Source organism: Sphingopyxis solisilvae (assembly GCF_015475875.1).
GTDB classification, from domain to species: domain Bacteria; phylum Pseudomonadota; class Alphaproteobacteria; order Sphingomonadales; family Sphingomonadaceae; genus Sphingopyxis; species Sphingopyxis solisilvae.
On the sequence record NZ_JADKYM010000008.1, the window covers coordinates 20,519 to 45,592 of the forward strand.

The following is a 25,074-nucleotide window of genomic DNA, read 5'->3' on the forward strand; positions in this document are numbered from 1 at the left end:
CTCACGGCGGCGAAGGAGAAACTCCCCGATTACTCGCCCACGCTTCGGGATATGGCGGCCCGTCTCGATCGCCTCGACCAGCAAATCGAAAGCATTCTCGACAAGCCGGCGATGCGGCTCACCCCGCTGACCCTGGCCGCCGAGAGCCACGAAGCATCTCGACGCTATGGCGCCGAAGATCGCAAATCCGTCGGCGAGGCCCGCGAGGCACTGGCCCGGTCGCTCGGCCGCGTCGAGGGCATGATTAAGCAGAAGCGGTCGAACGCGGAACAGGATTGGTGGGTGGCCTGGGAGGCCATTGGCGGATTGCTCTGCGGCGCGCTGCTGGCGCTGGTTGGCGTGGTCCTTGCGGCATAATCTCGCCGCCAGACGCGGCGCGGCAGGGTTCAGGGCCGCGACAATCACGATTTGACGAGGTTTAAACCCTCCGCATGGTCGGCGGGAACGGTCGAGCCAGCGTCGCAGAAGCTGTCTGCGGCCGAGACCACGGCCCGAGTTTGCCGCGGTCACCAAGCCTCTTGCTTATCGATCTCTCGGTCAGAAACCCTCTTGCATTACGGGCGGCAACCACGGAAGTCCTGACCCTAAAACTTAACGCTCAAACCGGCGGTCAGTCTGCGATCGGTGAGACCCTGAAAACACAGCAGTGCCTTGTTGTTCACGCAATACTGGTTCTGATCGCCGCGGAGCAAGTTGATGCCCTCCAGCCCGACATTGATATTCTCGGTAATGTCGTAATTTATGCTGGCGTTGAGCTGACCGCGCGCGCCGTTGATCAGTGGCAGGCCGAAAAAGAACGGATCGTTCGAGACATAGCTCGACCGCCAAGTGTAGCGCACGCGCGCGTTCAGCCCATATTTGTCATAAAATAGCGTGGCGTTGTAAGCATATTTGGACAGGTTGCTAAGCGTGATCCGATCCTGCGAATTGGGCAGCCCAAGCTGGGTAAATACGGTCCGCGGACCATCTGCCACTCGATATTCGCGCGCCGAGCCGCCAGCTTTCTGATAGGTAAAATTGCCAATAACCCCGAAGCCGGAGGCGAAGCCCAGCGTGTTCTCCCAAGCGGAAAGGTCATGCTGGAAGGCGATCTCGATGCCTGTTTGCGTGGTGCTGCCCGGAACATTGAAGGTCGAACTGCGCGGCACGCAGATGCCGACGCCCTGAACAGGATTGTTGATGTTGCGATTCGCAATAGGATTATAGATTCCGCCGCCGGGGCAGGCTGGATCGATCGAGACGTTAAGATTGCCATTTGCGTCGAGGTTTGGCGCCGGATCCTCCTGCCGCTGCGCGAACAAGTTTGTACGGCTTTTGTGGAAGACGCCGATGCTGAACAGGCTCGACGGCGCAAAATAATACTCGCCGGACAGGTCGAACGACCACACGGCCTCGGGGACGAGATCGGGGTTGCCGACGGCAACGGGTGTGTTCGGGCCAGTGCTGAATGAATAGGAGCTCGATAACGTATCGAAGTTGGGCCGCCGGATATCGCGCGCGATCCCTGCACGTACCAGAAGGCGGTCGGCGGGTTCGAGCACGAGACTAAGGCGCGGCAGCAAGAAGGTGTAGTCGCTGTTTGCAACCGTCTGGCCGGTTACGGTGCCATTGGCGATATTATTGCCGGTCGACGACAATTTGGTTTGCAGCCAGCGAACACCGGCGTTGCCGCGTACCGGCATCCCGGCGATTTCGCTCTCCATATTGGCTTGAAAATAGAGCGCGTTCGTCGTCTCACTGATTTTGAAGAAGCCCGCGAAAGACTCGGTTGGCGTCGCAAGCGAGGCGACCGCGGGGCCCTGTGTGCGGGCCGCGTTGCTTGCCGCGATTGCTTGGTTGAGCGAGGCGAGGACGCTTGCCGGATTTCGGAACGCCAGTGCTCCATCAACCAGCAGAAAGTCGCCGAAATAGAGCCGACGCCCATCGGCCGCGTTGAAATTGCTCGGGCCCGGGATCAATATATCGGAAAAAAGATTGCCTGACGGCCGGTTCCAGGCAGTGGTCGTGTTGGTCAGGCTGACGTTGTTCGAAAACACATTATTCTCGGCCGACGTCCGATTCCAGCGCCAGCCGAAATCGATCGACGTCACGAATGGGTTGAGATCGGTGGTATCGTAAGCGAAATCGAGCCGCGCGGCGCGCTCCTGATTGTCGGTCGAATTCGCGCCCTGCGTCACCTGCTGCAGCTGATAGTTCGCCGGATCGAGCAACTGCGCGGCGGTGGGCGCAAAGGGGCTGGCTTGGTCGATGCCAAACTGCAGTGTGCTGCCGCGCAGATCGAATTCGATCGGCACCCCGTTGTCGATGCTCCGGCCGATCACCGGCTGCGGGCCGTTTGGATTGATGAAGTCGAGCGTGGTTGAGAAGTTGGGGAAATCTGACTTCGAGGTCGACAGCGAAAGCTCGGCTCGCATCTTCAGCTTGTCGGTGACCTGCCATTCGGAGCCAAGGTCGAAGACACGGCTTTTTGTCACGCGCGCACCGGTATCGCTCGAGGTGCGCAGATTTGGGTCGATGACCGTTCCCGTAGCGCCGCCGATACCGATCGTCCCTGCGAGTGCGGCCTGTACACTGCCAAGGTTGATGGGACCGTCAGGGCCATCCAGCCTGCCGAACTCAATCGTCTCGAACGCCGTGTTATTCATCGCATCGACGACGGAGGGGGTTGCGGTGCCCGAAATCTGGACGCGGTGGCTCTGTTGGCCGCGCTGCTGATTGTTCAGGGTCGCGTCGAAATAGAATTTCAGGTCGTCGTTCGGTTTCCATTCCAGGGCAGCGGTGCCGTTGTACGTTTCATACTCGTAATTCTCCAGTCCTTGCTGGAGGAACTGGATGCGCAGAAAAGGAAATGCCTCGGCACTTGGCCCCGAGCCAGGCAGGACGAGCGCGTCGCGATCCACGCGCGGCTTGAAGGCGGCGACATCCTGCCGTGCGTAGCTGCCGCTTAGGACGATACCGATCTCGCCTATGCCGGTGTCCCAACTATTGCCGAGTGTCGCCGAAACGCGCGGCAGGGTCGATTTCGACAGATCGCTGTTCTCCACCTGAATCCGTGCCGAAATCAGCGGATCGCGCAGCTCGAGCGGACGGATCGTGCGCAGATTGATCGTGCCGCCGACCGATCCTTCTATGGTCTGCGCGGTCGGAACCTTGGTGACCTCGACCGAGGCAATCAAGGCTGCTGGCAAATCCTCGAAGCTGATGCCGGAGCGACCGGCACCTGAGCCCACGGTCGATACACCGTTGATTTCGGTGCGATTAGCATCGGTGCCGCGGATTTGCACCGCATTGCCGACACCCGCCTGGCGTGTGATCTGAACCCCGGTGACATTTTCGAGCACTTCGGCGAGATTCTGGTCCGGCAGTTTGCCGATATCCTCCGCCTGAATAACCTCGACGATATTGTCGGAGGTGCGTTTTTCGCCCAATGCGCTGGCAAGGGAACTGCGAATGCCGGTGACCACGATTGCATCATCACCTGCCTCGTCAGCGGTGGCATCCTGCAACGCCTCCTGTCCGAATGCGGGCGCGGAGCCCATCGCAATCGCCGTCGAGCCCAGCAACACTGCCGCGCATTTGAGGTTACCGCATCGACCGCGCACGAGGCTGCCCCGAATCATGCCACTCTCCCTAACCGAATTTGTTTGGGCAAGAGTTGCGTTGTCAGACCAATATGTCAACATTGATTGTAAACCAATATGCGCTTGATATTGTCCTACCGCTTGTATAGTCCAAAGCGAAATAGCGAAAAATGGGTGAGGCTAGGTGTATATAAAGATGGTTCTGGCGGCAGCGATGCTGGTCTCGACAGCGCATCCGGCACTGGCGCGCGACATTCTGGTATCGGACCAAGGGCAATATAGGGCGGCAGTGAAGCGCGCAGCGCCTGGCGACACCATCGTCCTCGCGGACGGCGAATGGCGCGATTTCCAGATCGACTTTACAGCTGTGGGGGCTCCCGGACGCCGAATTGTTCTGACCGCGCAGACCAAAGGCAAGGTGCTGCTGACCGGCCAGTCCAACCTGCGCATCGGCGGCAGTCATCTCCTCGTCTCCGGACTCGTTTTCAGGAACGGCTCAAGCCCCACCTCGGCAGTAATCAGCTTTCGACGGGATTCGAAAACGATTGCCAGCAATGCGCGGGTGACCGAAATCGTTATCGACGGCTTCAGCAAGGCGGACCGCCGCGCTGAAGATATTTGGGTTGCGCTTTACGGCACCGACAACCGCGTCGACCATTCGCATTTCGAAGGCAAGACCAACGCTGGCGTGACGCTCGCCGTTATTCGGCCCAAGGGGCAGGGCGAAGCCAATCGCCATCGTATCGACCACAATTATTTCGGCCCGCGCCCGCCGCTAGGGTCGAACGGCGGTGAGACGATCCGCATCGGCACGAGCGAGGAATCGCTGTCGGACAGCCTGACCATTGTCGAGCACAACATCTTTGACCGCACGAGCGGCGAGGTCGAGATCGTATCGGTCAAAGCGGGCGGCAATATCCTGCGCGAAAATCTGGTGCTCGAAGCACAAGGTGCCTTCGTGCTGCGCCACGGCAACGGAAATCTGGTCGAGCGCAACGTCTTTTTGGGCAGGGGTGTCGCGGACACGGGCGGCGTGCGCGTGATTAACCGCGACCAGATTGTGCGCGACAATTATTTCGAGGGGCTGGCGGGCACCTCGTTCAAAAGCGCGATCAGCGTGATGAACGGCGTGCCCAATTCGGTCATAAACCGGTATCATCAGGTCGCGAACGCGCGGATCGCGGGCAACAGCATCATCGACAGCGCGCGCATCACGCTGGCCGCTGGCGCCGATGCCGAGCGATCGGCGGCGCCGGTGGACAGTCGCTTCGAGCGCAACCTGATCGTCGGCGCGAAGGGGCATAACCCGTTCCGCGCCGAGGGCGATATCACCGGCATCGCGCTTGCGGGCAATGTCCAGGCGGCGGTTGCGCATCCGCTGCCGGGGATCGAGCAGCGCGAGGTCAAGCTCGAACGCGCGGCAAACGGCCTCCTCTATCCCACCGACGCGGCGCTCGCGAGCGTCGGTGCGCCGCGCGACCTCAAACCGGTGGCGCGCGCAGAGGTCGGTGCCGGATGGTATCGCGGAGACGCGCCTGAGCCGGCATTTGGGGCCGGTACCACGCGCTCGCTCGCTGCGGGGGCATCACTGGCCGAGGCGGTGGCTGATAGCAGGCCGGGCGATACGCTCGCGCTGGCGACCGGCGTCTATGACATTGCTGCGCCGCTAACCATTCAACGCAGGCTCACCATCGCCGGGGCCCATGACGCCAAGCCTTTGCTGCGCGTCGCATCCAACTTGGCGCGGGTTGCGGCCGGTGGCGGGTTGCGGCTCGAAAATCTGGCGATTGACGCAAGCGCAGCCGCGGGCGAGGGCGCGCTGGTCGCGGTCGAGGGCGGCGTCGCCCCCAATTACAGGATCGCCTTTGACGGCGTATCGGTGCGCGGTCCCGGCAAGGGCCGCCTCGACGGCATCGCCATGGCGCCGGGCACCTTCGCCGACGACGTCACCCTTACGAACAGCGAGTTTGCCGAAATGGGCGTCGTCGTCCTGGGGACTGGCGAGCAGGAACCGAAAGGTTGGTATCCAATGGAACGACTGACGATCGCCGGCAGCCGCTTCGAGCGTGTCGGCATGGTTGCTGATCTGCTGCGCAGGGGCAATGATGAAAGCACGTTCGGCCCCTGGTTAGCGATGACCCGTTCCAGCGTGATCGACAGCGGGGCGGGCGGCGTGTCGCTGCGCATCGCGGGCGCGCAGCATAGCGATATCGCGCAGAACAGCTTTGCGGGATCGGGCGGCATTTTGGTTATCCATTCGGTTGGCGCGCCTCAAACGCGGATTGCATCGAACGTCTTCGCCGCAACCCCGGCGCCGCGGATCGAAGAACTCGTCTGGAAGGGGCCGCCGCGCGGCTTGATCGAGGGTAATCTCGTGGAGGGTCAGCCATGATCGCATTTTCGTCCCGCGCCGCCGCGCTGCTTCTCACCGCAGCCGCATTGTCAGCCGGGCCTGCGGCGGCGGTGGCGCCGCCCGCCGCCGCGGCGCAGGCCTTTGCCCCCTTGTTCGCTTCGGAAGTCGAGCGTGCGCAGCGCACCGTCGATGCCTCTATCCGCGCCGGCATCAACGTGCCCGTGCCCAAGGATCCTGGCGGTGGCTTCACCCATGAACAGCATAAGCGCAACTATCGTGTCATTTTCGAGGGCGGACAGCTGTTCCGCCTGACCGGCGAAGCGCGTTACCGCGATCATGTCCGCGATCTGCTATTCGCCTATGCCGATCTCTATCCGGGGCTCGGGCCGCATCCCGCAAAGGCGAACCAGACCGCGGGACGGCTATTCTGGCAAAGCCTCAACGATAGTGTTTTCCTCGTCAACGCCGCGCAGGGCTACGCCGCGATCCGCGGGTCGCTGTCCGCCGCCGACCGCCAGCGGATCGACGACAAGGTGATCCGCCCGATGGCGCGCTTCCTGTCCGACGAATCGCCCGAGGTCATCAACCGTATCCATAATCACGCGACTTGGGCAGCGGCAGGGGTAGGCCTGTCAGGCTATCTGCTCGGCGATCGCGACCTTGTCGACAAGGCGCTGCTCGGGCTCGACAAGAGCGGCAAGGCGGGGTTCCTGCGGCAACTCGACCTGCTTTTCTCGCCCGACGGCTATTATGCTGAAGGCCCCTATTATCAGCGCTATGCGCTCCAGCCCTTCGTCGTTTTTGCCGCGGCGATCGCCGCGAACGATCCCGACCGGAAGATTTTCGAATATCGGGACGGCATCGTCCTGAAGGCCGTACGCACCGCGATCGACCTGACCCACGACGGATATTTCCTGCCGATCAACGACGCGATGCCCGACAAGAGCCTGCGCACCGAGGAGCTCTATCACGCCGTCGCGATTGCCTATTCGGCGACGAATGACCCGGCCTTCCTGTCGATCGCCGACTGGCAGGGCCGCACCGTGCTGACCACCGCGGGGCAGGCGCTGGCGGCGGACCTGGCCGCGGGCAAGGCGAAGCCCTGGTCCTTCGGCTCCCGGCTGCTCGCCGACGGTCCCGACGGCAAGGGCGGCGCGCTCGTCCTGCTGCGCAGCAAGCCCGATCCCAAGGGCCCGCTGCTCGTCGCCAAAAATACCGTGCAGGGCATGGGGCACGGTCATTTCGACCGCCTCGGCTGGGTCTATTATGACGAAACCGGCGCGGTGGTGACCGACTATGGCGCCGCGCGCTTTCTGAATGTCGAGGCGAAGCGCGGCGGGCGCTACCTGCCCGAAAACGACAGCTGGGCGAGCGCGACGATCGCGCACAATACGCTCGTCGTCGACGAACAAAATCATTTCGGCGGCAACTGGAAAGTCGGCGAGCGGCACGGCACACGCCAGCTTGCCGTGTCGCTTGATGGCCCCACCCGCTATGCGATCGGCGAAATCGACAGCGCGTACAAGGGCGTGACGATGCGCCGCGCGCTGCTGCTGATCGAAGTCGACGGCCTGACCAATCCCCTTTCGCTCGATATCCTCCACGGAACTGGCGGCGGCAGGCATGTCTATGACCTGCCGCTGCATTTTTCCGGGCATATCATCGACAGCGATATTGAATTTGCCCGCAATCTCGCCGAACGCCCGGTGCTGGGCGAAGCGAACGGCTATCAGCATCTGTGGGTCGACGGCGAGGGCAGCAAGGCCGGTAAAGCGCGGCTGACGTGGATGCAGGGCAGTCGCTTCTATTCCTATCATATGGCGCCGCCTGCGGGCACGCGTTTCATTTTGGCGGAAAGCGGCGCGAACGATCCCGAGTTCAACTTGCGGCGCGAACCCGCTCTGATCCAGCGCGTCGTCGGCGCATCGCATGCCACCTTCGTCAGCCTGCTCGAACCGCACGGCACCTATGATGCCTCCGCGGAGACGGTGGTGGCGAGCAGCGCGCGCGTGTTGGCACTCGAGCGCCGCCGCGAAAAGGGCCTCGATCTGGTGCTCGTCACCCTCGTCGACGGCCGCCGCATCGCGATCGCGGTTGCGCAGGACGTCGCGGCCGATGCCAGGCACAGGGTCACCGTCGACGGCCACACCCTTGCATGGACAGGCCCGGTCGGCCGCCTCGACATCGCCGCAACCGGAGCGAAAAAATGAGCAATATCAAGGGCCGTTTTCGCTGGTGCGTGATCGCGCTGATCGCGCTCGCGACGGTCATCAATTACATTGACCGCAATGCGCTGGCGGTGATGTGGCCCGAAGTGTCGAAGGACATCGGCGCCACCAAGGAAGATTACGCGCTGCTGGTAACGATCTTCATGATCTTCTACGCCTTTGGCCAGTCGCTGTTCGGGCGCATCTTCGACGCGATCGGGACGCGGATGGGCTTTACCATCTCGATCGTCATCTGGTCGCTGTCGATCGCCGCCCATGCGTTCGTCCGCTCGATGCCGCTGCTGATGGTGCTGCGCGCAACGCTGGGCGTCAGCGAAGCGGGCAACTGGCCCGGCGCGGCGAAGGCGAACGCGCTCTGGTTCCCCTCGCGCGAGCGAGCGCTGGCGCAGGGCATCTTTAACGCGGGCGCCTCGCTCGGCGGCATCGTGTCGGCGCCGTTGATCGCGCTGCTGTTCATCCAGTTCGGCTGGGCTGGAACCTTCTTGCTCATCGGCCTGCTGGGCTTTGTCTGGCTGGTGCCGTGGCTCTGGTTCTACAAGGCCGATCCGGAAACCCATCCGGGTATCAGCGAGGAAGAGCGCACCTATATCCTGACCGGCCGCACCGAAGCCGGGCGCGACGAGAGCCGCCGCGTGCCACTCGGCGAGCTGCTGCGCTATCGGCAGAGCTGGGGCGTGATCCTGTCGCGCTTTTTCCTTGATCCGGTCTGGTGGCTCTTCGTGTCGTGGCTGCCGATCTATCTCGCCGAAACCTTCGGCTTTGACGTCAAGCAGATTGGGCTTTTCGCTTGGGTGCCGTTCGTCGGCGCCATGGTCGGCAGCCTGTTCGGCGGCTGGCTCGCCGGGCGGATCATCGGCGCTGGCGGCAGCGTCCACCGCGCGCGCATGACGACGATCGGCATTGGCTGCGCGATCATGCTGCCGTCGCTGCTCTTGACCATTGGCGCCAGCGAACCGCTCAATGCCGTGCTGCTGATCGCGTGCATCCTCTTCGGCTTCCAGATGGCGATCGGCAATATCCAGACACTGCCGAGCGATTATTTTGGCGGCGGTGCCGTCGGCAGCCTCGCGGGGTTCAGCGGCACCGCGGCGGTTGCGGGGACACTGATCACCACCTGGCTCGTCCCCGCGCTTACCGAGACGAGCTACGCGCCCATCTTTGCGCTCTCGGCGGCGATCGTCCCCGCCGCTTTTCTGTGTTTCTGGCTGGTCGGCGGTCGCGTCGTCCCGGTCACCGTCAAACCTGCCAACACCCGAGAATAAGGAACTTCACCACATGACTCTCCAAGGCAAAACCGCGCTCGTTACCGGCGGCGGCCGCGACATCGGCCGATCGGTCTCGATCGCGCTCGCGCGCGCCGGTGTCCGCGTCGCGATCAATTACAACAACGGCCGCAAGGCAGCAGAGGACACCTTGAAAACCATCAAGGATGCAGGCGGCGACGCCTTTCTGGTACAGGCTGACGTCACCGACAGCGGTGCTGTGCGAACCATGCTCGACGAGGTTGGCGTCGCGTTCAGCGGGCGGCTCGACATCCTCGTCAACCTTGCGGGCGGCATGGTCGCGCGCAAGACGCTGAGCGAGATGGACGAAGCCTTTTTCGACCTTGTGATGACGCTCAACCTCAAATCGGCGTTCCTCGTGCTTCAGGCGTCGCAGCCCTTCCTTGGCGAAGGGTCGGCGGTGGTGAACGTGTCGTCGCTCGCCGGCCGCGACGGCGGCGGCCCCGGCGCGTCGGTCTATGCGACCGCAAAGGGCGCACTGATGACCTATACGCGGGCGATGGCAAAGGAGCTGGGACCGCAGGGCATTCGCGTCAACGCGGTTTGCCCCGGCCTGATTGGCACCAGCTTCCACGACATTTTTTCCAAGCCCGAAGGGCGCGCCGCGGTCGCGGGCAACACGCCGCTGCGCCGCGAAGGCCACCCCGACGAGGTTGCCGATACGATTGTCTATCTCGCCTCGCCTGCCGCGAGCTTCCTCGCGGGCGTGTGCCTCGACGTCAACGGCGGGCTGGCGTTCTCGTGATGCGCAGGCTTGCGGCAGTCGCTGCCTGCGCCCTGCTCGCCAGCGGGGCCGGGGCGCAGGAGCGCGAACGCACCGATGCCGAACCGCTGTCGCCCTACAAGATCATCCTTGTCGGTGATTCGACGATGGCGCCCCACAGCGGCTGGGGCGGCGCGTTCTGCGCGCAGCATGTCAAATCGTCGGTTGCGTGCGTCAACGCGGGGCGCGGCGGGCGCTCGACCCGCAGCTATCGGCAGGAAGGCAGCTGGGACATCGCGCTCGCCGAAGCGCGGGTGCCCGGTTACCGCGGTACCTGGGTGCTGATCCAGTTCGGGCACAACGACCAGTCGTCGCGCGCCGAACGCTGGACCGACGAAACGACCGAATTCCCCGCGAACCTCCGCCGTTTTGTTGAAGAGACGAGGGCTGCTGGCGCTACCCCCGTGCTTGTTACCCCGCTGACGCGCCGCGAGTTCAAGGAGGGCAAGCTTCGCAACACGCTTGCCAGCTGGTCGGATCAGGTACGCGGCGTTGCAAAGGCGATGGACGTGCCGCTTGTCGACCTGAATGCGCTCAGTGCGGCGCAAGTGCAGAAAATGGGAGCAGAGACTTCGACCATGCTCGCACAGGTGCCACCGACCGACGAGGAATTGGCAGCCGCGAAGGCCGGTACGACGCTTGCTGCACGTCCGGCGCCGCCTGAGCCCACGCCGATCGCGGGTAACGGCGCACGCGGGCAGGTGACCAGGAAGTTCGATTATACGCATCTCGGCAATGTCGGCGCTGAGGTAACGGCGAAACTTGTAACCCAGGCGCTTGCACGAGTGGTTCCCGGCCTCAGGAGCCAGCTTGTTCCCTGATCATGTATATCAATATGGACTAACCAAATTGACATACATGATTGTTGACAAAGTGGCCGCCATGGTTGACGGTTGGGATAAGAAAAGAATCAACTCAGGGAGAGATAACGTGAATTCTCGCAATCCGATTCGCGCGCGCAGCTTGCGCGCCGCGCTGCTGGCTGGCGCCGGTTCGACTCTGCTAGTCCTGGCGGCGCCAGCCGCGGCTCAGGAGATGGCTGCGCCGCAGGCCGAACCGGATGACGATGCGATTATCGTGACCGGGATCCGCGAAACCATTCAGAATTCGATCAATGCAAAGCGCGAAGAGACGGCGATTGTCGATGTCCTGAGCGCCGACGACATCGGTGACATCCCGGCCATATCGGTCGGCCAGGCGATCCAAACCATTACCGGCGCCACAACCCACCGCGAAAAGGGCGATGCTTCGGAAATCGCGCTGCGCGGCCTTGGTCCCTTCCTCAGCAATTCCACTTTCAATGGCCGCGACGCCAGCAACGGCAGCGGCGACCGCGCGGTCAATTTCAACCAGTTCCCGTCCGAGCTGGTGAACAAGATCATGATTTACAAGACGCAGCAGGCGAATCTTGTCGAGGGGGGCGTGGCTGGCACCATCGAACTCGGAACTCTCCGCCCGCTCGACTTCGGCAAGCGCCGTATTCAAGGTGAAGTCAAGGCCCAGTATAATCCCTATGGAAACAGGGTCATTGGGTCAGGGGGCATCGGCTGGCGCGGAACGCTGAGTTACGTGGACCAGTTCGCCAATGACACGATCGGCATCGCGATCGGCGTCCAGCGCAACGAGACCAACAATCCCGAAGAAACCTTTGCCGCCAGCACGACCTGGACGGCATGCCGCGCCGATATCGTCGTGGCGAACAATAATTGCAGCGAATATACGCGCGCCCAATATGGGCAGGACCGCCCATTCTATCTTGCACCCAATGCCTATACTTTTCGGCAGATCAGCGAAAAGGACCGGCGCGACGCGATCTTCGGCGCCCTCCAGTGGCGCCCGTCGGACCGCTTCAACCTCAATTTCGACCTGCAATATTCGGACCGCACCTTTGTCGAGAACCGGCAGGATTTGAACCTGTCCGAAGGCCGCTTTGGCCTGACCAATGTCGAATATGACGAGCATGGCATCATTCGCCGATTGAACGGCCTCAGTGCCATCGAATCGAACGCAACCGAACTGACCCGTTCCGAAGAATATCTGGGCGGCGGCATTGCTGCCGAGTGGAAACCCGCCGATCGTCTGACTGTCGCTGCCGACGCCAGCTATTCGCGCACCATTCGCGTTGAGGTCAATCGCAATTCGCGCCTCCGGACCGACCCGTTCGACGTAAACAACGCGCGTAATTTCTTCAGCGTCACCGGCAATGGATTTCCTGCCAACAACATGCGTGTGCCCTATACCTATGAACTGGCGCCCGGCAGCTTCGTTCCGGTCATCACGATCGACCCGCGTTTCGATCTCAACAATCACGATCTTTTCTGGGACGACGCGCGTTTCCGGCGCGACCAGACGCGCCGCTACAACGAGATCGTCGCCGGTCGCGTCGATCTCACCTATGAATTGGACGGCTTCTTGAGAGCATTGTCAGCGGGCGGACGCTGGACCGAGCAGAAATATAGCGCATACAGCGCGCGCAACGGCGATTTCAATTTCAACCCGCCGATGACCGAAGACGCGCGCATCAACAATCTATGTCGCACGCGTTTTCCGCAAACCAGTTTCCTGTCCGCGGCGAAAGGAAACAGCATTAACAGCTGGGCGACATTCGACGTGAACTGCCTGTTCCGCGAATATATGGGTGTCGAAGATCCTGGCCTGCCCGCGGATATCCGCTCGGTCGCCAACGTCGATGTAACCGAACGCACACTTGCGGCCTATGTCATGGCCGAATATCGAGGCGACCTCGGCAGCCTGCCGGTGCGTGGAAATTTGGGCGTCCGTATCGTGAACACGCGCGTTACGTCCGATGGCTTACGCAGCGATCTTGACATCGTAACGAACCCCGACGGGTCGATCCGGCTCGTTTCGAGCGGCGATTTCGAAACAGTGACAATCCGGAGTCAATCGACGCGTCTTCTTCCCAGCCTGAACGCGATTTTCGAGGTTGCACCCAACACCCTGATACGGGCGGCGATCTACCGTGCAATGTCGCGGCCGGCGCCGAACGATCTGGGGGCGGGCCGCACAATTCTTCTCGAGGATGGCAACAATTTCTCCTCGGTCGAAGATGCGATCCGGAACATCACTGCCAACGGCAGCCCGCGCCTGAAGCCTCTGATGTCCTGGAACGGTGACATTGCGTTCGAATGGTATCCGAACAAGGACAGCCTGCTGTCCGCAACCGTCTACTACAAGCAATTTACCGGCGGTTTTCAGCCTGTGGTATTTGACGAGGATTTTGTGATCGACGGGCAGGCGGTGACCATCCCCGTGACCCAGACGCGCAATAGCGACGACAAATCGCGGATCTATGGTCTGGAAATCACCGCCGCGACACGCTTCAGCTTTCTGCCGAAGCCGCTGGACGGTCTTGGTGCCAAAATTAGCTACAATTACGCCAATTCAAACTTCAAGACCCAGGATATCCGCCTCGGCGATATATATGACCCGGAGACCGATACGGTATCGTCCGGCATCATCCCGCCGGCAAACATCTCCGGATATTCAAAGCATGTACTCTCGGCGCAGGGCTATTACGAGATAGGGCGGGTATCGCTTCAGGCAATCTATAATTATCGAGGACGATATTATCAGGATTTTGTCGGCGGCGGCAATCAACTGCGCTTCGTCGCACCGAACGAAACCTTGGATCTGCGCGCGTCGCTGGCGTTGATGCGGGGAGTATCGCTGCGGCTCGAGGCGCTCAACATCTTCAACGAGCCCAAGACCACCCACATGCCCGTCTACGGCAGCAGTCGACAATATCACTACTACGGATCGAAATATCTGATCGGCATCCGGGCGCGGATCTAGGCGGATGTGGCGCAACTTTCTGGGCGTCGTTTTGGCAGCGATGTTTCCGGCGACGGTCGTCGCCAGCGACGCGACGCCGCATAAAATCCTGAAGGACGAGGTGTATCGCACCGTCGACGGGCGTAGCTTGCGTCTCGACATCTATGTCCACCCCGAGGCGATGCGGACGCCAAGTCCGGTGTTGGTGCATTTCCACGGCGGAGGCTGGGCGCGAGGTATGCGCCCAGCCAGCTGGATTGGTTTTCGTCCCTATTTGGCCGCGGGATTTTCGGTGGTGACGGTTGAATATCGTCTCGCCGGACAGGCGCACGCTCCCGCCGCCGTTGAAGATGCCCGCTGCGCCCTGCGCTGGGTGGGCACACATGCCGCGCAAATGGGTTTCGATCCGAGGCGGATCGTGCTGTCGGGAACCTCGGCAGGTGCTCATCTGGCCCTGATGGCCGGACTATTGCCCGATGCGAATGACATCGACCCGCCCGAATGTGCGGGAGCGCCGCGCGCCTCGGCGATCCTCGACTTCTATGGGCCGACCGACCTTACCGCTTTGCGGCCGGGCACTACGGCGCTTCACCCGACCGTCGCGAACTGGATAGGCCCAAGACGCAACGCCGGAGAACTCGCCCATCGCATGTCGCCCGCTGCCTGGCTGAGCGCGCAAAGTCCGCCGATTTTCATTGTGCACGGCGATGCTGACCCAATCGTACCGCTGGCCCAGTCGGAGGTGTTCAAGAAACGGCTCGACGATCTGGGGGTTCAGGCTGACCTCCATATTGTTCGCGGCGGAGGGCACGGCAGATTTGATGCTGCAAGCCAGTTACTGCTCACCCGCCGGATACTCGCCTTCCTATGCACCCAAAAGCTGACAGCGACCGCTTCGTGCGAAATCTGACCAAGTCATGTTGATGGGCTTCAAACTTGTCATACCAAAATGTATGAACCTTCCCGAGACATCACGGGGAGACAATTAATTATGGCCGAACGCCGCCTTTTTGAGGACATCGCAGACGAAATCCGACGTCTGATTCTGGATGGGAGCTATCCCCCCGGGACGCGCCTGCCCGGAGAACGCGAATTGTCGGAGCGGTTCGAGGTCAGTCGCGTGACGATCCGCGAGGCCGAGATTGCGCTGCAGGCGACGGGGTGGATTCACATCCGGACCGGCGCAGGCGCCTATGTCGAAGCTGTGCTGCCCGGAGACAATGCGATCCTGCCAAAGGTCAGCGCCTTCGAACTGACCGAGGCACGTTCGCTGTTTGAAGCCGAGGCTGCGGCGCTCGCAGCGCCGACGATCTCTAGCGAAACTATTGAAAAACTTGACGAACTGCTTGTTGCCATGGCCGACGACAGCAAGAGCGAGGACGAGATCAGCGCGATTGATCGCGAGTTCCATATGACGATCGCCGCAGCGTCGAGCAACAAGGCGATCATCCATGTGATCGAAAGTCTGTGGCGGATGCGCATGGAATTGCCCGAAGTTCGGAGCAGCCATTCGCTTGTCTGCCGCAAGGATGGTGCGGCGCGCCAGGCCGAACATGCCGATGTCGTCGCAGCGCTGCGCAAGCGCGACGCAGCGGGGGCGCGGCTGGCCATGCGGCGTCATTTCAACCGCCTAATCGAATCGATGCTGGACGAGACGGAAGAGCGCGCGATGGTCGAGCTGCGCCGCCAGTCCGCGGAAAGCCGCCAGCGTTATCTTTTGAGCGCCAAGCTCGCCTGATGACGCGAGCCCCGGATCCCGTCGCGGTGTTGCTCGCCGCGCGTCTTTCGGGGCGGGCACTGCCGACTTTTCCCGCGCCGGTCCCGACGACGCTTGCGGACGCTTATGCGATGCAGCGTCAACTCGTTGCCGCGCTCGGGGCAACCGTGCTTGGATGGAAGGTGGGGCGAATCCCGCCGGCACTCGTCGATACGCTCGGCACCGACCGGATTGCGGGCCCGGTATTTCGCATCACCGAGCTGAACGGGTGCGCGCCGGGCGATGCGCCGGTCTTTGTGGGGGGAGCCGGGGCGATCGAAGCGGAGGTCATGCTGCATCTTCGTGACGTTCCGGACAGGCCAGCGGTCTGGGATTCCGAAGGCACGGGATGCGTTGACGAAATCCGGGCCGGTTTCGAAATCGCGAGTTCACCGGCGCCCGATGTACACGGCCACGCCCCCTACGGCATCATTGCAGACATCGGGATCAACAACGGGTTGCTCCTCGGGCCGCGGCTCGATCGCCCCGATTTCGCGGCGATCATGGTGGAAACAAGGGTCGGGGAAAAGGTCGTTGGAACCGGGAGACCCAATGAGGTGCTCGACGGGCCATGGGGATCGCTGAACTTCCTGATTGACCTCCACCGGCGCGGCTTGATCCGGCTCGAACCCGGACAATGGATTTCGGCCGGAGCGATCACGGGGGTTCATCCAATAGCCATCGGACAGGTGGCCACCGCGCGTTTTGGTGCTGACGCGCAAATTGCCTGTACCGCCATAGCGGAGAACGGATTTCGGCCATGATTGCTCCTCGCGGTGCTATCGCTTGTTTTGGCGAGGTCGTGTTGCGCCTCTCGGTCCCATATGGCGAACTGCCGTTGCAGTCGCCGCGGCTTGACGCCTACGTCGGAGGCGCGGAAGCGAATGTCGCTGTCGCGCTCGCTGCTCTGGGTCGCATGACGGCTATGATCAGCGCGATTCCCGAAGGCGCGATTGGTGACGGCGTCCTCGCGGAACTTCGTCGCCATGGCGTTGACGTTGCTCGGGTGCAGCGCCGCGCGGGCCGGATCGGCCTCTATTACCATCTTCCCGACGGGGGCGCGTTGCGTCCGGCTGAGGTAATCTACGATCGCGCCGGTTCTGCCTTTGCGGCGATGACTCCCGAGAACTGGGATTGGGACGCGCTGCTCGACGGTGTCGGTTGGCTCCATTTGTCAGGCGTTACCCCCGCGCTTGGACCGGAGGGCGCTGCTGCGACGCTCGAAGCAGCAACCCGCGCGCGGGCGGTCGGCATCGGCGTGTCGTTCGACGGAAACTGGCGAGGCCGCCTATGGGAACGCTGGCAGCCCGATCCGGCGGAGGTTCTGAAACCCATTGTTGCACAAACAACAGTTTTGTTCGGCAATCATCGCGACGCCGCACTCCTCCTCGGACGCGAATTTTCGGGACAAGGCGAGGATCGTCGACGTACGGCCGCGCTGGCGCTGCTCGACACTTTTGGTTCAATTGAGCTTGTGGCGTCGACCGCCCGCGAGATACTTGGTCCCGATGCCCACCGAATGACGGCGCGGATCGACAGTCGCGATGACGGACGGACCACTGAGCCGATGATGATCTCTCCAATCGTTGACCGTGTCGGAACCGGCGACGCCTTCGCCGCCGGCGTGCTCGACGGATTGTGGTCGGGCGCCGGTCTTGCCGAGGTCGCGCGTCGCGGACTGGCGCTCGCTGCGCTCAAACACGGCCTCCGCGGGGATTTCGTACCTCTTTCGCGGGCTGCGCTTGATGGAGCGACAGCGGGACCGAGAGATATAACTCGCTAGGGTCAGGACCCATTGATTGAGGGTGTGATCGTGATTCAGGCGGCCGCGAAGGAGCCCGAATTTGAGCGATCCACTCTGGCTGGCGGACGAGCGGATGGCGCGTCTTCGGCCCTATTTTCCGAAGAGCCATGGAAGTGAGCGCGTTGATCACAGGCGTGCTTTGAACGGGATCATCTTCGTCAACCGCAATGCGCTGAGGTAGCAAAATGCGCCGAAGGACTATTGCCCGCACAAGACGTTATACAATCGCTGAAAGCGGTGGAGCGATAAAGGCATCTTCACTGCATTGGGATTGCTCGATCGGCTGCCGGATAAATGTGCTGGCCAGAACCCGCTGGAGAATTGCAAGGTCGACCTGGGCCTTTCCGAAATCGACTTCGAACAGGCACGCGCCAGAGACGCGCAGAGGATGGTGATCGGTGTCTCGTCTTTTGGCGGCACGATTGCGGATAACTGGGTCGCGTCGATAGTTGCGGCCATGCAGGCAGGACTCACTATTGCCAGTTGCCGGCGCGCGCCCGGCTCAGCGTGTCGGCTCATTTTCGACGGGGGAAATAATCAGTTCGCCGTACTACTCGAACGGCCTATCGAAATTCACAATTTATCCCAAAAATACTCGCTGCAGCTCCCCAAAATCCCGAACCAGACACGGGTATATTGTCGGATAAGTGCCAATAAAGGCATAATATTCAATGTGATAAAAAATCTTCAAGCGACCTGCCGCCCCAGCCAGCCGGTGTCCTGCCGCCACTATCATGCGGCGATGCCCGCCTGTCCGCTGGGCAAGTCAAGCCCGCGACGGTACCTTTGACGCCCTTGCCGCAGCATCCCGATTTCCTTGCCGGCCGTTCCCGCGCGCCAGGGACCACGCACGGGAACGGCGGCTGGCGGCGATCGGCCGTCAGGGCTTCTCGCCGGGAAACAGCAGCAGCCAGTCGGCCTCCGCCTGGATGCGCGCGAAAAAGCTCCAGCTGTCGACGTTGATCGACCGCTGGAGCCAAGGTTTCGCCTTTTCGGCCTCGCCCATCAGGATGTAATAGTTGGCGAGGCTGTAGGCGGTCGATGCGGCGACGCCGTCGGCGGTCGCAAAGGCGCGGCCGGTGTCTTCGGCGCTGAAGAAGGATTTGGGCGAGCGGTTCCCCTTGAACAGCTGGATGCCGTCGAAATAGGTGTCCGGGCTGCCGTTGGGCTGGACCTCGAACAGCGTCAGGTCGTAATCGTCCAGCACCTTCTGCGCCGCGCGCAGATTGCCGCCGCGCGCAAGCGACAGATATTCCCAATAGCTGTTCGCGGTGCGCGCCTCGACATCATGGTTGAACGCGGCGGATTCGGCCGACTTGGCGAACCATTTGGCGGCATTGTCATAGTCGTGCTTGGCGAAATAGGCCTGACCGAGGTGATAATAGAGATAATATTGCACCACGTCGGGCGAGCCGGGGAAATAGTCGGGGCCGGGCTTTTCGCGTTCGAGCGGCTTGCCCTCGTAAAGCTTCGCGGCCTTCAGCCCGACATCGATCGATTTGTCGAACTGGCGCAGCGAGAAATGGCGGTGCGCGAGGTGGCGCATCAGCTTGCCCGAATTGGGAAAGCGTTTGAGCGCGGCTTCGTAAACCGCCGCCGATTCCTTGGAATAGCCCTGATAGAAGAGGATGCGACCGTACCAGGTCGCGGTATCGACGGTCATGCTGCTTTCATAGGCGGCCTTGGCGTCGCGCGCCGCGCGCTCGAGCAGCGCAACGTCGGCCACCCCGACGTTGCGGGCGGGGGTGGTCACCATCGGCTGGCCGAGCAGCGAGGTGCCCTGGAAGCTGCCCTCTTGCGCGGCGGCCAGCGTCGGCGTTGCCAGCATCAGCAGGCTGGCCGACGCGAGCAGTTTCAGGGTGCGGGGGATCATATTCACTCTCCTTGGACTTGTTTCTTGTGCGTCTGTTTCACGGATCGATGTCGAGGTCGAACTTCACGCCCTGCGCCAGCGGCAGCGATGCCGAATAATTCACCGTCGCGGTGGCGCGGCGCATGTAATTTTTCCAGCTGTCCGAGCCCGACACGCGGCCGCCGCCGGTGACCTTTTCGCCGCCGAAGGCGCCGCCGATTTCGGCGCCGCTGGTGCCGATGTTGACGTTGACGATGCCGCAGTCGCTGCCCTGCGCCGACTGGAAGCGCTCGGCCTCGCGGACGTCGCTGGTAAAGATGCTCGACGACAGGCCTTGCGACACGCCGTTCTGCAGCGCGATCGCTTCGTCGAGCGTGTCATAGCCCATGACATAGAGGATCGGAGCAAAGGTTTCTTCGCGCACGATGTCGCTTTGCTGCGGCATTTCGACGATCGCCGGGCGGACATAATAGCCGTCGGCGACGCCCGCGAGATCGATGCGCTCGCCGCCATGGACGATCCCGCCCTCGCGCCGCGCCTGTTCGAGCGCGCGCTGCATGCCGTCGAACGCCATCCGGTCGATGAGCGGTCCGACATGCGTGGCGTCGTCGAGCGGCGAGCCGATACGCAGCGTTGCGAAGGTCGCGATCAGCCGCTGAACGAACGCCTCGCGGATGCTGTTGTGGACGATCAGGCGGCGCAGCGTTGTGCAGCGCTGGCCGCAGGTGCCGGTCGCCGCGAACACCGCGCCACGCAGCGCGAGGTCGAGGTCGGCGCTGGGCGCGATGATCGCGGCATTGTTGCCGCCGAGTTCGAGGACCGAGCGGCCGAAGCGCCCGGCGACGCGCACTGCGACATCCTGTCCCATTCGCACGCTGCCCGTCGCGCTGACGATCGCGACGTCGGGGTGGTCGGCGATCGCGGTGCCGCAGCGCGCGTCGCCGACGACGACCTGGATCAAATTGGCGGGTGCCAGATCATATTCGTCGGCGGCCTTTGCCAGCAATCCGGCAAAGGCGAGCGCGGTGAGCGGGGTTTTCTCGGACGGTTTCCAAATTGCGCTGTCGCCGCACACCAGCGCGACGGTCGTCCCCCATGCCCACACCGCGGCGGGGAAGTTGAACGCCGAGATCAGCCCGAGCACCCCCATCGGGTGCCAATATTCGGTCAGCCGGTGTTCGGGGCGCTCCGATGCGATGGTCAGCCCGAACAGCTGGCGCGACAGTCCGACGGCATATTCGCAGATGTCGATGACTTCCTGCACTTCGCCGCGCGCTTCGGTCAGGATCTTGCCGTTCTCGATCGACAGCAGCAGCGACAGCGCCTCCTTATGCTCGCGCACCAGTGCGCCATAGCGGCGGATCAATTCGCCGCGATGCGGGGCGGGAACCTGGCTCCACGCGGCAAAGGCGGTGCGGGCGTTGGCGACCATCGCGTGCACATCGGCGGGGGTGTCGGTGCGCAGCACCGCGAGTTCGGACCCGTCGATCGGCGAAAAGACGGGCAGATCCGACCCGCGGCGGTCGTCGATCGACAGGCCGAGCTGATCGAAGGTGGCGGCCGCCTGCGTCGCCAGCGGGGAGTTCGCGTGCCGGGTCGACGGAATTTTCGTAATATTTTCAGGAGCGTTCATAAGTTTCTTTTCTGCCATGGATTCGGTGGTTTGTGGGTATTGCATTGGTCAGTCGTCATCCCGCGCGACGATCTGGCCGTCCTTGATGACGAGAGCGACCTTCTCCAGCACGGTGACGTCGCGATAGGGATCGCCCGCGACCGCAATCATGTCGGCATATTTGCCCGGTGCGATCGTGCCGATATTATCGGACTGGCCGAGCAGTATTGCGGCGTCTACGGTCGCCGAGCGGAGCGCCGCCATCGGGGTCATCGGCCCCTGTTCGACCATCTTGCGAAACTGCCGCGCGTTTTCGCCGTGCGGCGAAACCCCCGCGTCGGTACCGAAGGCGATGTTGACCTTATAGCGAACGGCAAGGCGGATATTGTCGCCCGACACCTTGCGCGCCTCGGCCATCTTGGCCGCCACCGCGGGGGTGATGCGCGCGGTGTCGGCGGCGTTGTGCGAATCGAGCAGGCCGAGCGTCGGCACCAGCCAGGTGCCGCGTGCGGCCATCATTTTTGCGGTGTCGGCGTCGAGCCAGGTGCCATGTTCGATCGAATCGACCCCGGCGCGCACCGACGCGGTGACCCCCTGCGCGCCATGCGCATGCGCCGCGACCTTCAGCCCCAGACCGTGCGCGGTAGAGACGATCGCGTTCAGTTCCTCGTCGCTCAGATGCTGGCCCAGCCCCCGCGCCTGCTGCGACATTATGCCTCCGGTCGAGGTGATCTTGATCAGGTCGGCGCCATATTTCGCCGCCTCCCGCACCCGCAGCGCGCATTCGACCGCGCCGGTGCAGGCGCCGGTATAGTCATAGGGAAACAGCGCCTCGGTTGTCTTGCGGTTAAGCCCCGACATGTCGCCATGGCCGCCGACAATCGACAAGGACGTCCCGGACAGGAAAATGCGCGGGCCGACCACGATGCCGTCGTTGATCGCATCGCGCAGCGCATGGATCGCATAACCGTCCGACCCGACATCGCGGACCGTCGTGAAGCCTGCTTCCAAGGTCTTTTTCGCATTGGAAAAGGAAAAGAGCGCGACGTCTTCGGGCGTATCGATCGCCGCCGACCATAGCGGTGTCGCGGGCGAGAAGCTGAAATGGACGTGGGTATCGATCAGGCCGGGCAGCACCGTGCGGTCCTTGAGGTCGATCACCCGTGCGTCGCCGTCGTCGACATAGCCCGGCAGGATCTGAGCGATCCGCTCGTTGCGCACCACGATCGTCGTTGGGCCGAGTGGGCGCTCGCCGGGCACCGCGATCACCGATCCCGCATGGATAACAAGATCTTGCGCGGCGGGGTCCGGCTGGGCCGCTCCCGCGGCGCCCGCCATCAGCGTGGCCAATGCCGATACTGACAACGCGCCGAGGCGACGGCGCGACAGGACACGCGTGGACGGGTTGGCGATGTCGGTCACGTCTTGAAGCTCCCCGTCGATCGGGCCGGTGCAGATCAGCGGCAGCCCTTGAGCTACCACATAGGAATATTTTGCTAGCTAGGCAATAAAATTTATGATAGGAAAAATTTCAAGAATAAGACAAGGCTCGGAAAATTGGACGTTTCGGGGTCGATAATGGGTTACCAAGGAGGGAAATAATGTCGAAGTTCGTTTCACGTCTGTTGTTGTCGTCGGCGCTGGCGTTCGCGATGGCGCCGGTTGCCCAGGCGCAGACGCCGCCGCCCGAAGCCGACGGTGCCGATGCCGGCGAGGGCGGCAACGACATCGTCGTCATCGGGACGCGCCGCAAGGACCGCTCGGTCACCGACAGTTCGGTCGCGATCGACGTTATCGCGCCGGAAAGCATCACCGCGACCGGCTATACCGACGTGAACGACGCGCTGCGCACGCTCGTCCCGGCGTTCAACGCCCAGCGCCTGCAGGGCAACGACGGTTCGTCGTTCGTGCGCCCGATCACGCTGCGCGGTTCGCCCGCCGACCATGTCCTGCTGCTGATGAACGGCAAGCGCCGCCACCGCGCCTCGATCGTCCAGATCGGCACTGGTCACTCGTCGACGTCGGGTTCGCAGGGTCAGGATTTCAACGTCATTCCGCCGATCGCGCTGTCGAGCGTCGAGGTGCTGCGCGACGGTGCGTCGGCGCAATATGGCTCCGACGCGATCGCCGGGGTGATCAACTTGGAACTGAAAAAACAGAAAAGCGGCGGCTCGATCATCGGGCAGGTCGGCGAATATTTCAGCAGCGGTGGCCGCACCTATGACATCCAGGGCCATATCGCGGTGCCGGTCGGCGACAATGCCTATTTCAACCTGGCGGCCCAATATACCGATCAGGCCAAGGCTTATGCGCGCAAGGCCAGCCATGCCGGGGCCGTCGCGATGCGCGCGGCGGGTATTCAGGGCGTGCCCGCGCATCCCGAAGGCAATCTCGACCCGCGCTATATGGCGTTCAAGTCGGTGTGGAACGCGGGAATCGAGCTGAGCGATGCGCTCGAACTTTACACCTTCGGCAACTATATGACCGGCAAAAGCTCGGTCACCTTTGGTCTGCGCCAGCCGATCACCGCGGGCGGGCTGAACCGGCATGGTACCTATGCCAATTCGGCCTTCGACCTGTCGCCGGCGCATCCGCAGCTGTTTGACCTGACCGCCATCTATCCGGGCGGCTTCACCCCCGAATTTGGCGGCCATCTCGAAGATTTCAGCGCCCTTGTCGGCCTTCGCGATCAGGAAGGCCCGCTGACCTGGGATTTGTCGGCGCGTTATGGCACCAACACCGTCGATTATTCGATCACCGGCACGATCAACGCGTCGATGGGGGTCAATTCGCCGACGTCGTTCAAGCCGGGTTCGCTGACCCAGCGCGAAATCCAGTTCGACGGTGAAATTTCGTACGAGCTGAACGACCAGATCCTGCTGTTCGCAGGCGCCAGCCATCGCCGGGAAACCTATGTCATCGGCCAGGGTGATCTTGCGAGCTATCTGACCGGGCCGCTGCGCGATCTGCCTGCCGGCTCGAACGGCTTCCAGGGCTTCTCGCCCGAATTTGCGGGAAGCTTTGACTCGAACAGCTACGCGGTGTTCGCCGAGGTGGACGCCGACATCACCCCGTGGTGGAACCTGTCGGTCGCCGCGCGTTTCGAAGACTATGACCAGTTCGGCGACAATTTCAGCTACAAGGCGGCGACGCGGTTCGAACTGAGCGATGCGTTTGCGCTGCGCGGTTCGGTCAGCACCGGTTTCCGCGCTCCGGCGGCCGGGCAGGTGTTCGGGACCAGCCTGACCTCGCAGCTCGATGGCGTCGGCGGCTTCATCCTCGACGCGGTCCTCGTCCCCGGTTCGCCCGCGGCGCAGGTTTTTGGGTCGAAGGCGCTGACCCCGGAAACGTCGTTCAACATGTCCGCAGGGATCGTCTTCACCGGTCTGGACGGCTTCCTCGCCACGCTCGATTTCTATCAGATCGACGTGGACGATCGCCTGCTGCTGACCCCGTCGCGCAACACGACCGCTGCCGAGCGTGCGGCGCTGGCTGCGATCAACTTCCCGAACGGCGGCGACATCCAGCAAGTACGTTATTTCCAGAACGAGATGGACACGCGGGTGCGCGGTTTCGATCTGGTCAGCACCTATCGCCACGGCTGGTCCGACAATGCCTCGACCGATTTCAGTCTGGCGGTGAACTATAACGAGCAGCATCTGCGCGGGGCGCCGCCTCCGGGGTTCAGTCCGGCGATCGTCACCGAATTCGAACGGGGCACGCCGCGCTGGCGCGGTAATTTCTCGACGACAACCAAGGTTGGCGATTTTGGGTTCATGGCGCGCGCCGTCCATTATGGCGCCTGGCGCCGTCTCGACGGCGCCACCTTCCTGCCGCGCAAGGCGGTGACGCTGTTCGACGCCGAAATCTCCTATACCGGGATCCAGGATGTCGAGCTGAGCGTCGGGGCGCGCAACATCTTCAACATCTTCCCGCCCGATCGCGGTCCGGCGCGTGCACGCGCCGGCCTGATCTACGACAACCATAGTGTGTTCGGGGTTGCCGGCGGCTTCTATTATCTGAACGCCAAGTATAAATTCTGATCCTCGC

Annotated in this window: 17 protein-coding genes and 1 pseudogene; 14 read left to right on the forward strand and 4 right to left on the reverse strand. The window is 62.6% G+C overall.

The window, feature by feature from the left end; translation table 11 throughout:
* The first annotated feature begins 51 nt into the window (after window positions 1-51).
* Complete coding sequence (locus IR187_RS07495; RefSeq protein WP_194953989.1) at window positions 52-357, forward strand: hypothetical protein; 306 nt, start codon at window positions 52-54, stop codon at window positions 355-357.
* 227 nt (window positions 358-584) lie between these two features.
* Here the strand turns inward: IR187_RS07495 and IR187_RS07500 are convergent, their stop codons facing one another.
* On the reverse strand, window positions 585-3,566 hold the full coding sequence (locus IR187_RS07500; RefSeq protein WP_324187657.1) for a TonB-dependent receptor: 2,982 nt from the start codon (window positions 3,564-3,566) through the stop codon (window positions 585-587).
* Between the two features lie 211 nt (window positions 3,567-3,777).
* On the opposite strand from IR187_RS07500, the gene IR187_RS07505 reads away from it, so the two are divergent.
* The 12 genes and pseudogenes from IR187_RS07505 (at window position 3,778) to IR187_RS07560 (ending at window position 18,350) form a co-directional block, all read left to right on the forward strand.
* A complete protein-coding gene (locus tag IR187_RS07505; protein ID WP_228765627.1) occupies window positions 3,778-5,973 on the forward strand; it encodes a polysaccharide lyase 6 family protein in 2,196 nt (731 codons plus the stop codon).
* Entirely contained in the window at window positions 5,970-8,144 is a 2,175-nt protein-coding gene (locus IR187_RS07510) for a heparinase II/III domain-containing protein (RefSeq protein WP_194953990.1), read from the forward strand. Before IR187_RS07505 ends, IR187_RS07510 begins: the two co-directional genes overlap by 4 nt.
* Window positions 8,141-9,424 (forward strand): MFS transporter, encoded by a 1,284-nt coding sequence (locus tag IR187_RS07515; protein WP_194953991.1) that lies wholly within the window; start codon window positions 8,141-8,143, stop codon window positions 9,422-9,424. Before IR187_RS07510 ends, IR187_RS07515 begins: the two co-directional genes overlap by 4 nt.
* A 13-nt stretch (window positions 9,425-9,437) precedes the next feature.
* Entirely contained in the window at window positions 9,438-10,190 is a 753-nt protein-coding gene (locus IR187_RS07520) for an SDR family NAD(P)-dependent oxidoreductase (RefSeq protein WP_194953992.1), read from the forward strand.
* Complete coding sequence (locus IR187_RS07525; RefSeq protein WP_194953993.1) at window positions 10,190-11,029, forward strand: rhamnogalacturonan acetylesterase; 840 nt, start codon at window positions 10,190-10,192, stop codon at window positions 11,027-11,029. Before IR187_RS07520 ends, IR187_RS07525 begins: the two co-directional genes overlap by 1 nt.
* Before the next feature lie 109 nt (window positions 11,030-11,138).
* Window positions 11,139-14,021: a TonB-dependent receptor gene (locus tag IR187_RS07530; protein ID WP_324187658.1), complete on the forward strand. Its 2,883-nt coding sequence runs from the start codon at window positions 11,139-11,141 to the stop codon at window positions 14,019-14,021.
* Between the two features lie 4 nt (window positions 14,022-14,025).
* The gene (locus IR187_RS07535) at window positions 14,026-14,910 is read left to right on the forward strand and encodes an alpha/beta hydrolase (protein WP_194953995.1); all 885 of its coding nucleotides are present in this window, start codon (window positions 14,026-14,028) and stop codon (window positions 14,908-14,910) included.
* A gap of 81 nt (window positions 14,911-14,991) precedes the next feature.
* Window positions 14,992-15,738: a FadR/GntR family transcriptional regulator gene (locus IR187_RS07540; RefSeq protein ID WP_194953996.1), complete on the forward strand. Its 747-nt coding sequence runs from the start codon at window positions 14,992-14,994 to the stop codon at window positions 15,736-15,738.
* A gap of 26 nt (window positions 15,739-15,764) precedes the next feature.
* On the forward strand, window positions 15,765-16,520 hold the full coding sequence (locus IR187_RS07545; protein ID WP_194953997.1) for a 2-keto-4-pentenoate hydratase: 756 nt from the start codon (window positions 15,765-15,767) through the stop codon (window positions 16,518-16,520).
* Window positions 16,517-17,539 (forward strand): sugar kinase, encoded by a 1,023-nt coding sequence (locus IR187_RS07550; protein WP_228765628.1) that lies wholly within the window; start codon window positions 16,517-16,519, stop codon window positions 17,537-17,539. Before IR187_RS07545 ends, IR187_RS07550 begins: the two co-directional genes overlap by 4 nt.
* A gap of 61 nt (window positions 17,540-17,600) precedes the next feature.
* Window positions 17,601-17,789 (forward strand): annotated as a pseudogene (locus tag IR187_RS07555) (transposase); the annotation flags it as partial.
* A gap of 36 nt (window positions 17,790-17,825) precedes the next feature.
* Complete coding sequence (locus tag IR187_RS07560; protein WP_194953999.1) at window positions 17,826-18,350, forward strand: DUF1611 domain-containing protein; 525 nt, start codon at window positions 17,826-17,828, stop codon at window positions 18,348-18,350.
* 90 nt (window positions 18,351-18,440) lie between these two features.
* On the opposite strand, the gene IR187_RS07565 is transcribed toward IR187_RS07560, so the two are convergent.
* From IR187_RS07565 to IR187_RS07575, 3 genes are read right to left on the reverse strand one after another with little or no spacing between them, the layout of a single operon-like run.
* Window positions 18,441-19,433, reverse strand: a complete 993-nt coding sequence (locus IR187_RS07565; protein WP_194954000.1) for a tetratricopeptide repeat protein — start codon at window positions 19,431-19,433, stop codon at window positions 18,441-18,443.
* 37 nt (window positions 19,434-19,470) lie between these two features.
* Complete coding sequence (gene amaB, locus IR187_RS07570; protein WP_194954001.1) at window positions 19,471-21,045, reverse strand: L-piperidine-6-carboxylate dehydrogenase; 1,575 nt, start codon at window positions 21,043-21,045, stop codon at window positions 19,471-19,473.
* Between the two features lie 48 nt (window positions 21,046-21,093).
* On the reverse strand, window positions 21,094-22,506 hold the full coding sequence (locus IR187_RS07575) for a metal-dependent hydrolase family protein (protein ID WP_324187659.1): 1,413 nt from the start codon (window positions 22,504-22,506) through the stop codon (window positions 21,094-21,096).
* 119 nt (window positions 22,507-22,625) lie between these two features.
* On the opposite strand from IR187_RS07575, the gene IR187_RS07580 reads away from it, so the two are divergent.
* Window positions 22,626-25,067 carry a TonB-dependent receptor plug domain-containing protein gene (locus IR187_RS07580; protein ID WP_194954002.1) on the forward strand — a complete coding sequence of 814 codons (2,442 nt, stop codon included), beginning with the start codon at window positions 22,626-22,628 and terminating at the stop codon, window positions 25,065-25,067.
* Window positions 25,068-25,074: the final 7 nt, after the last annotated feature.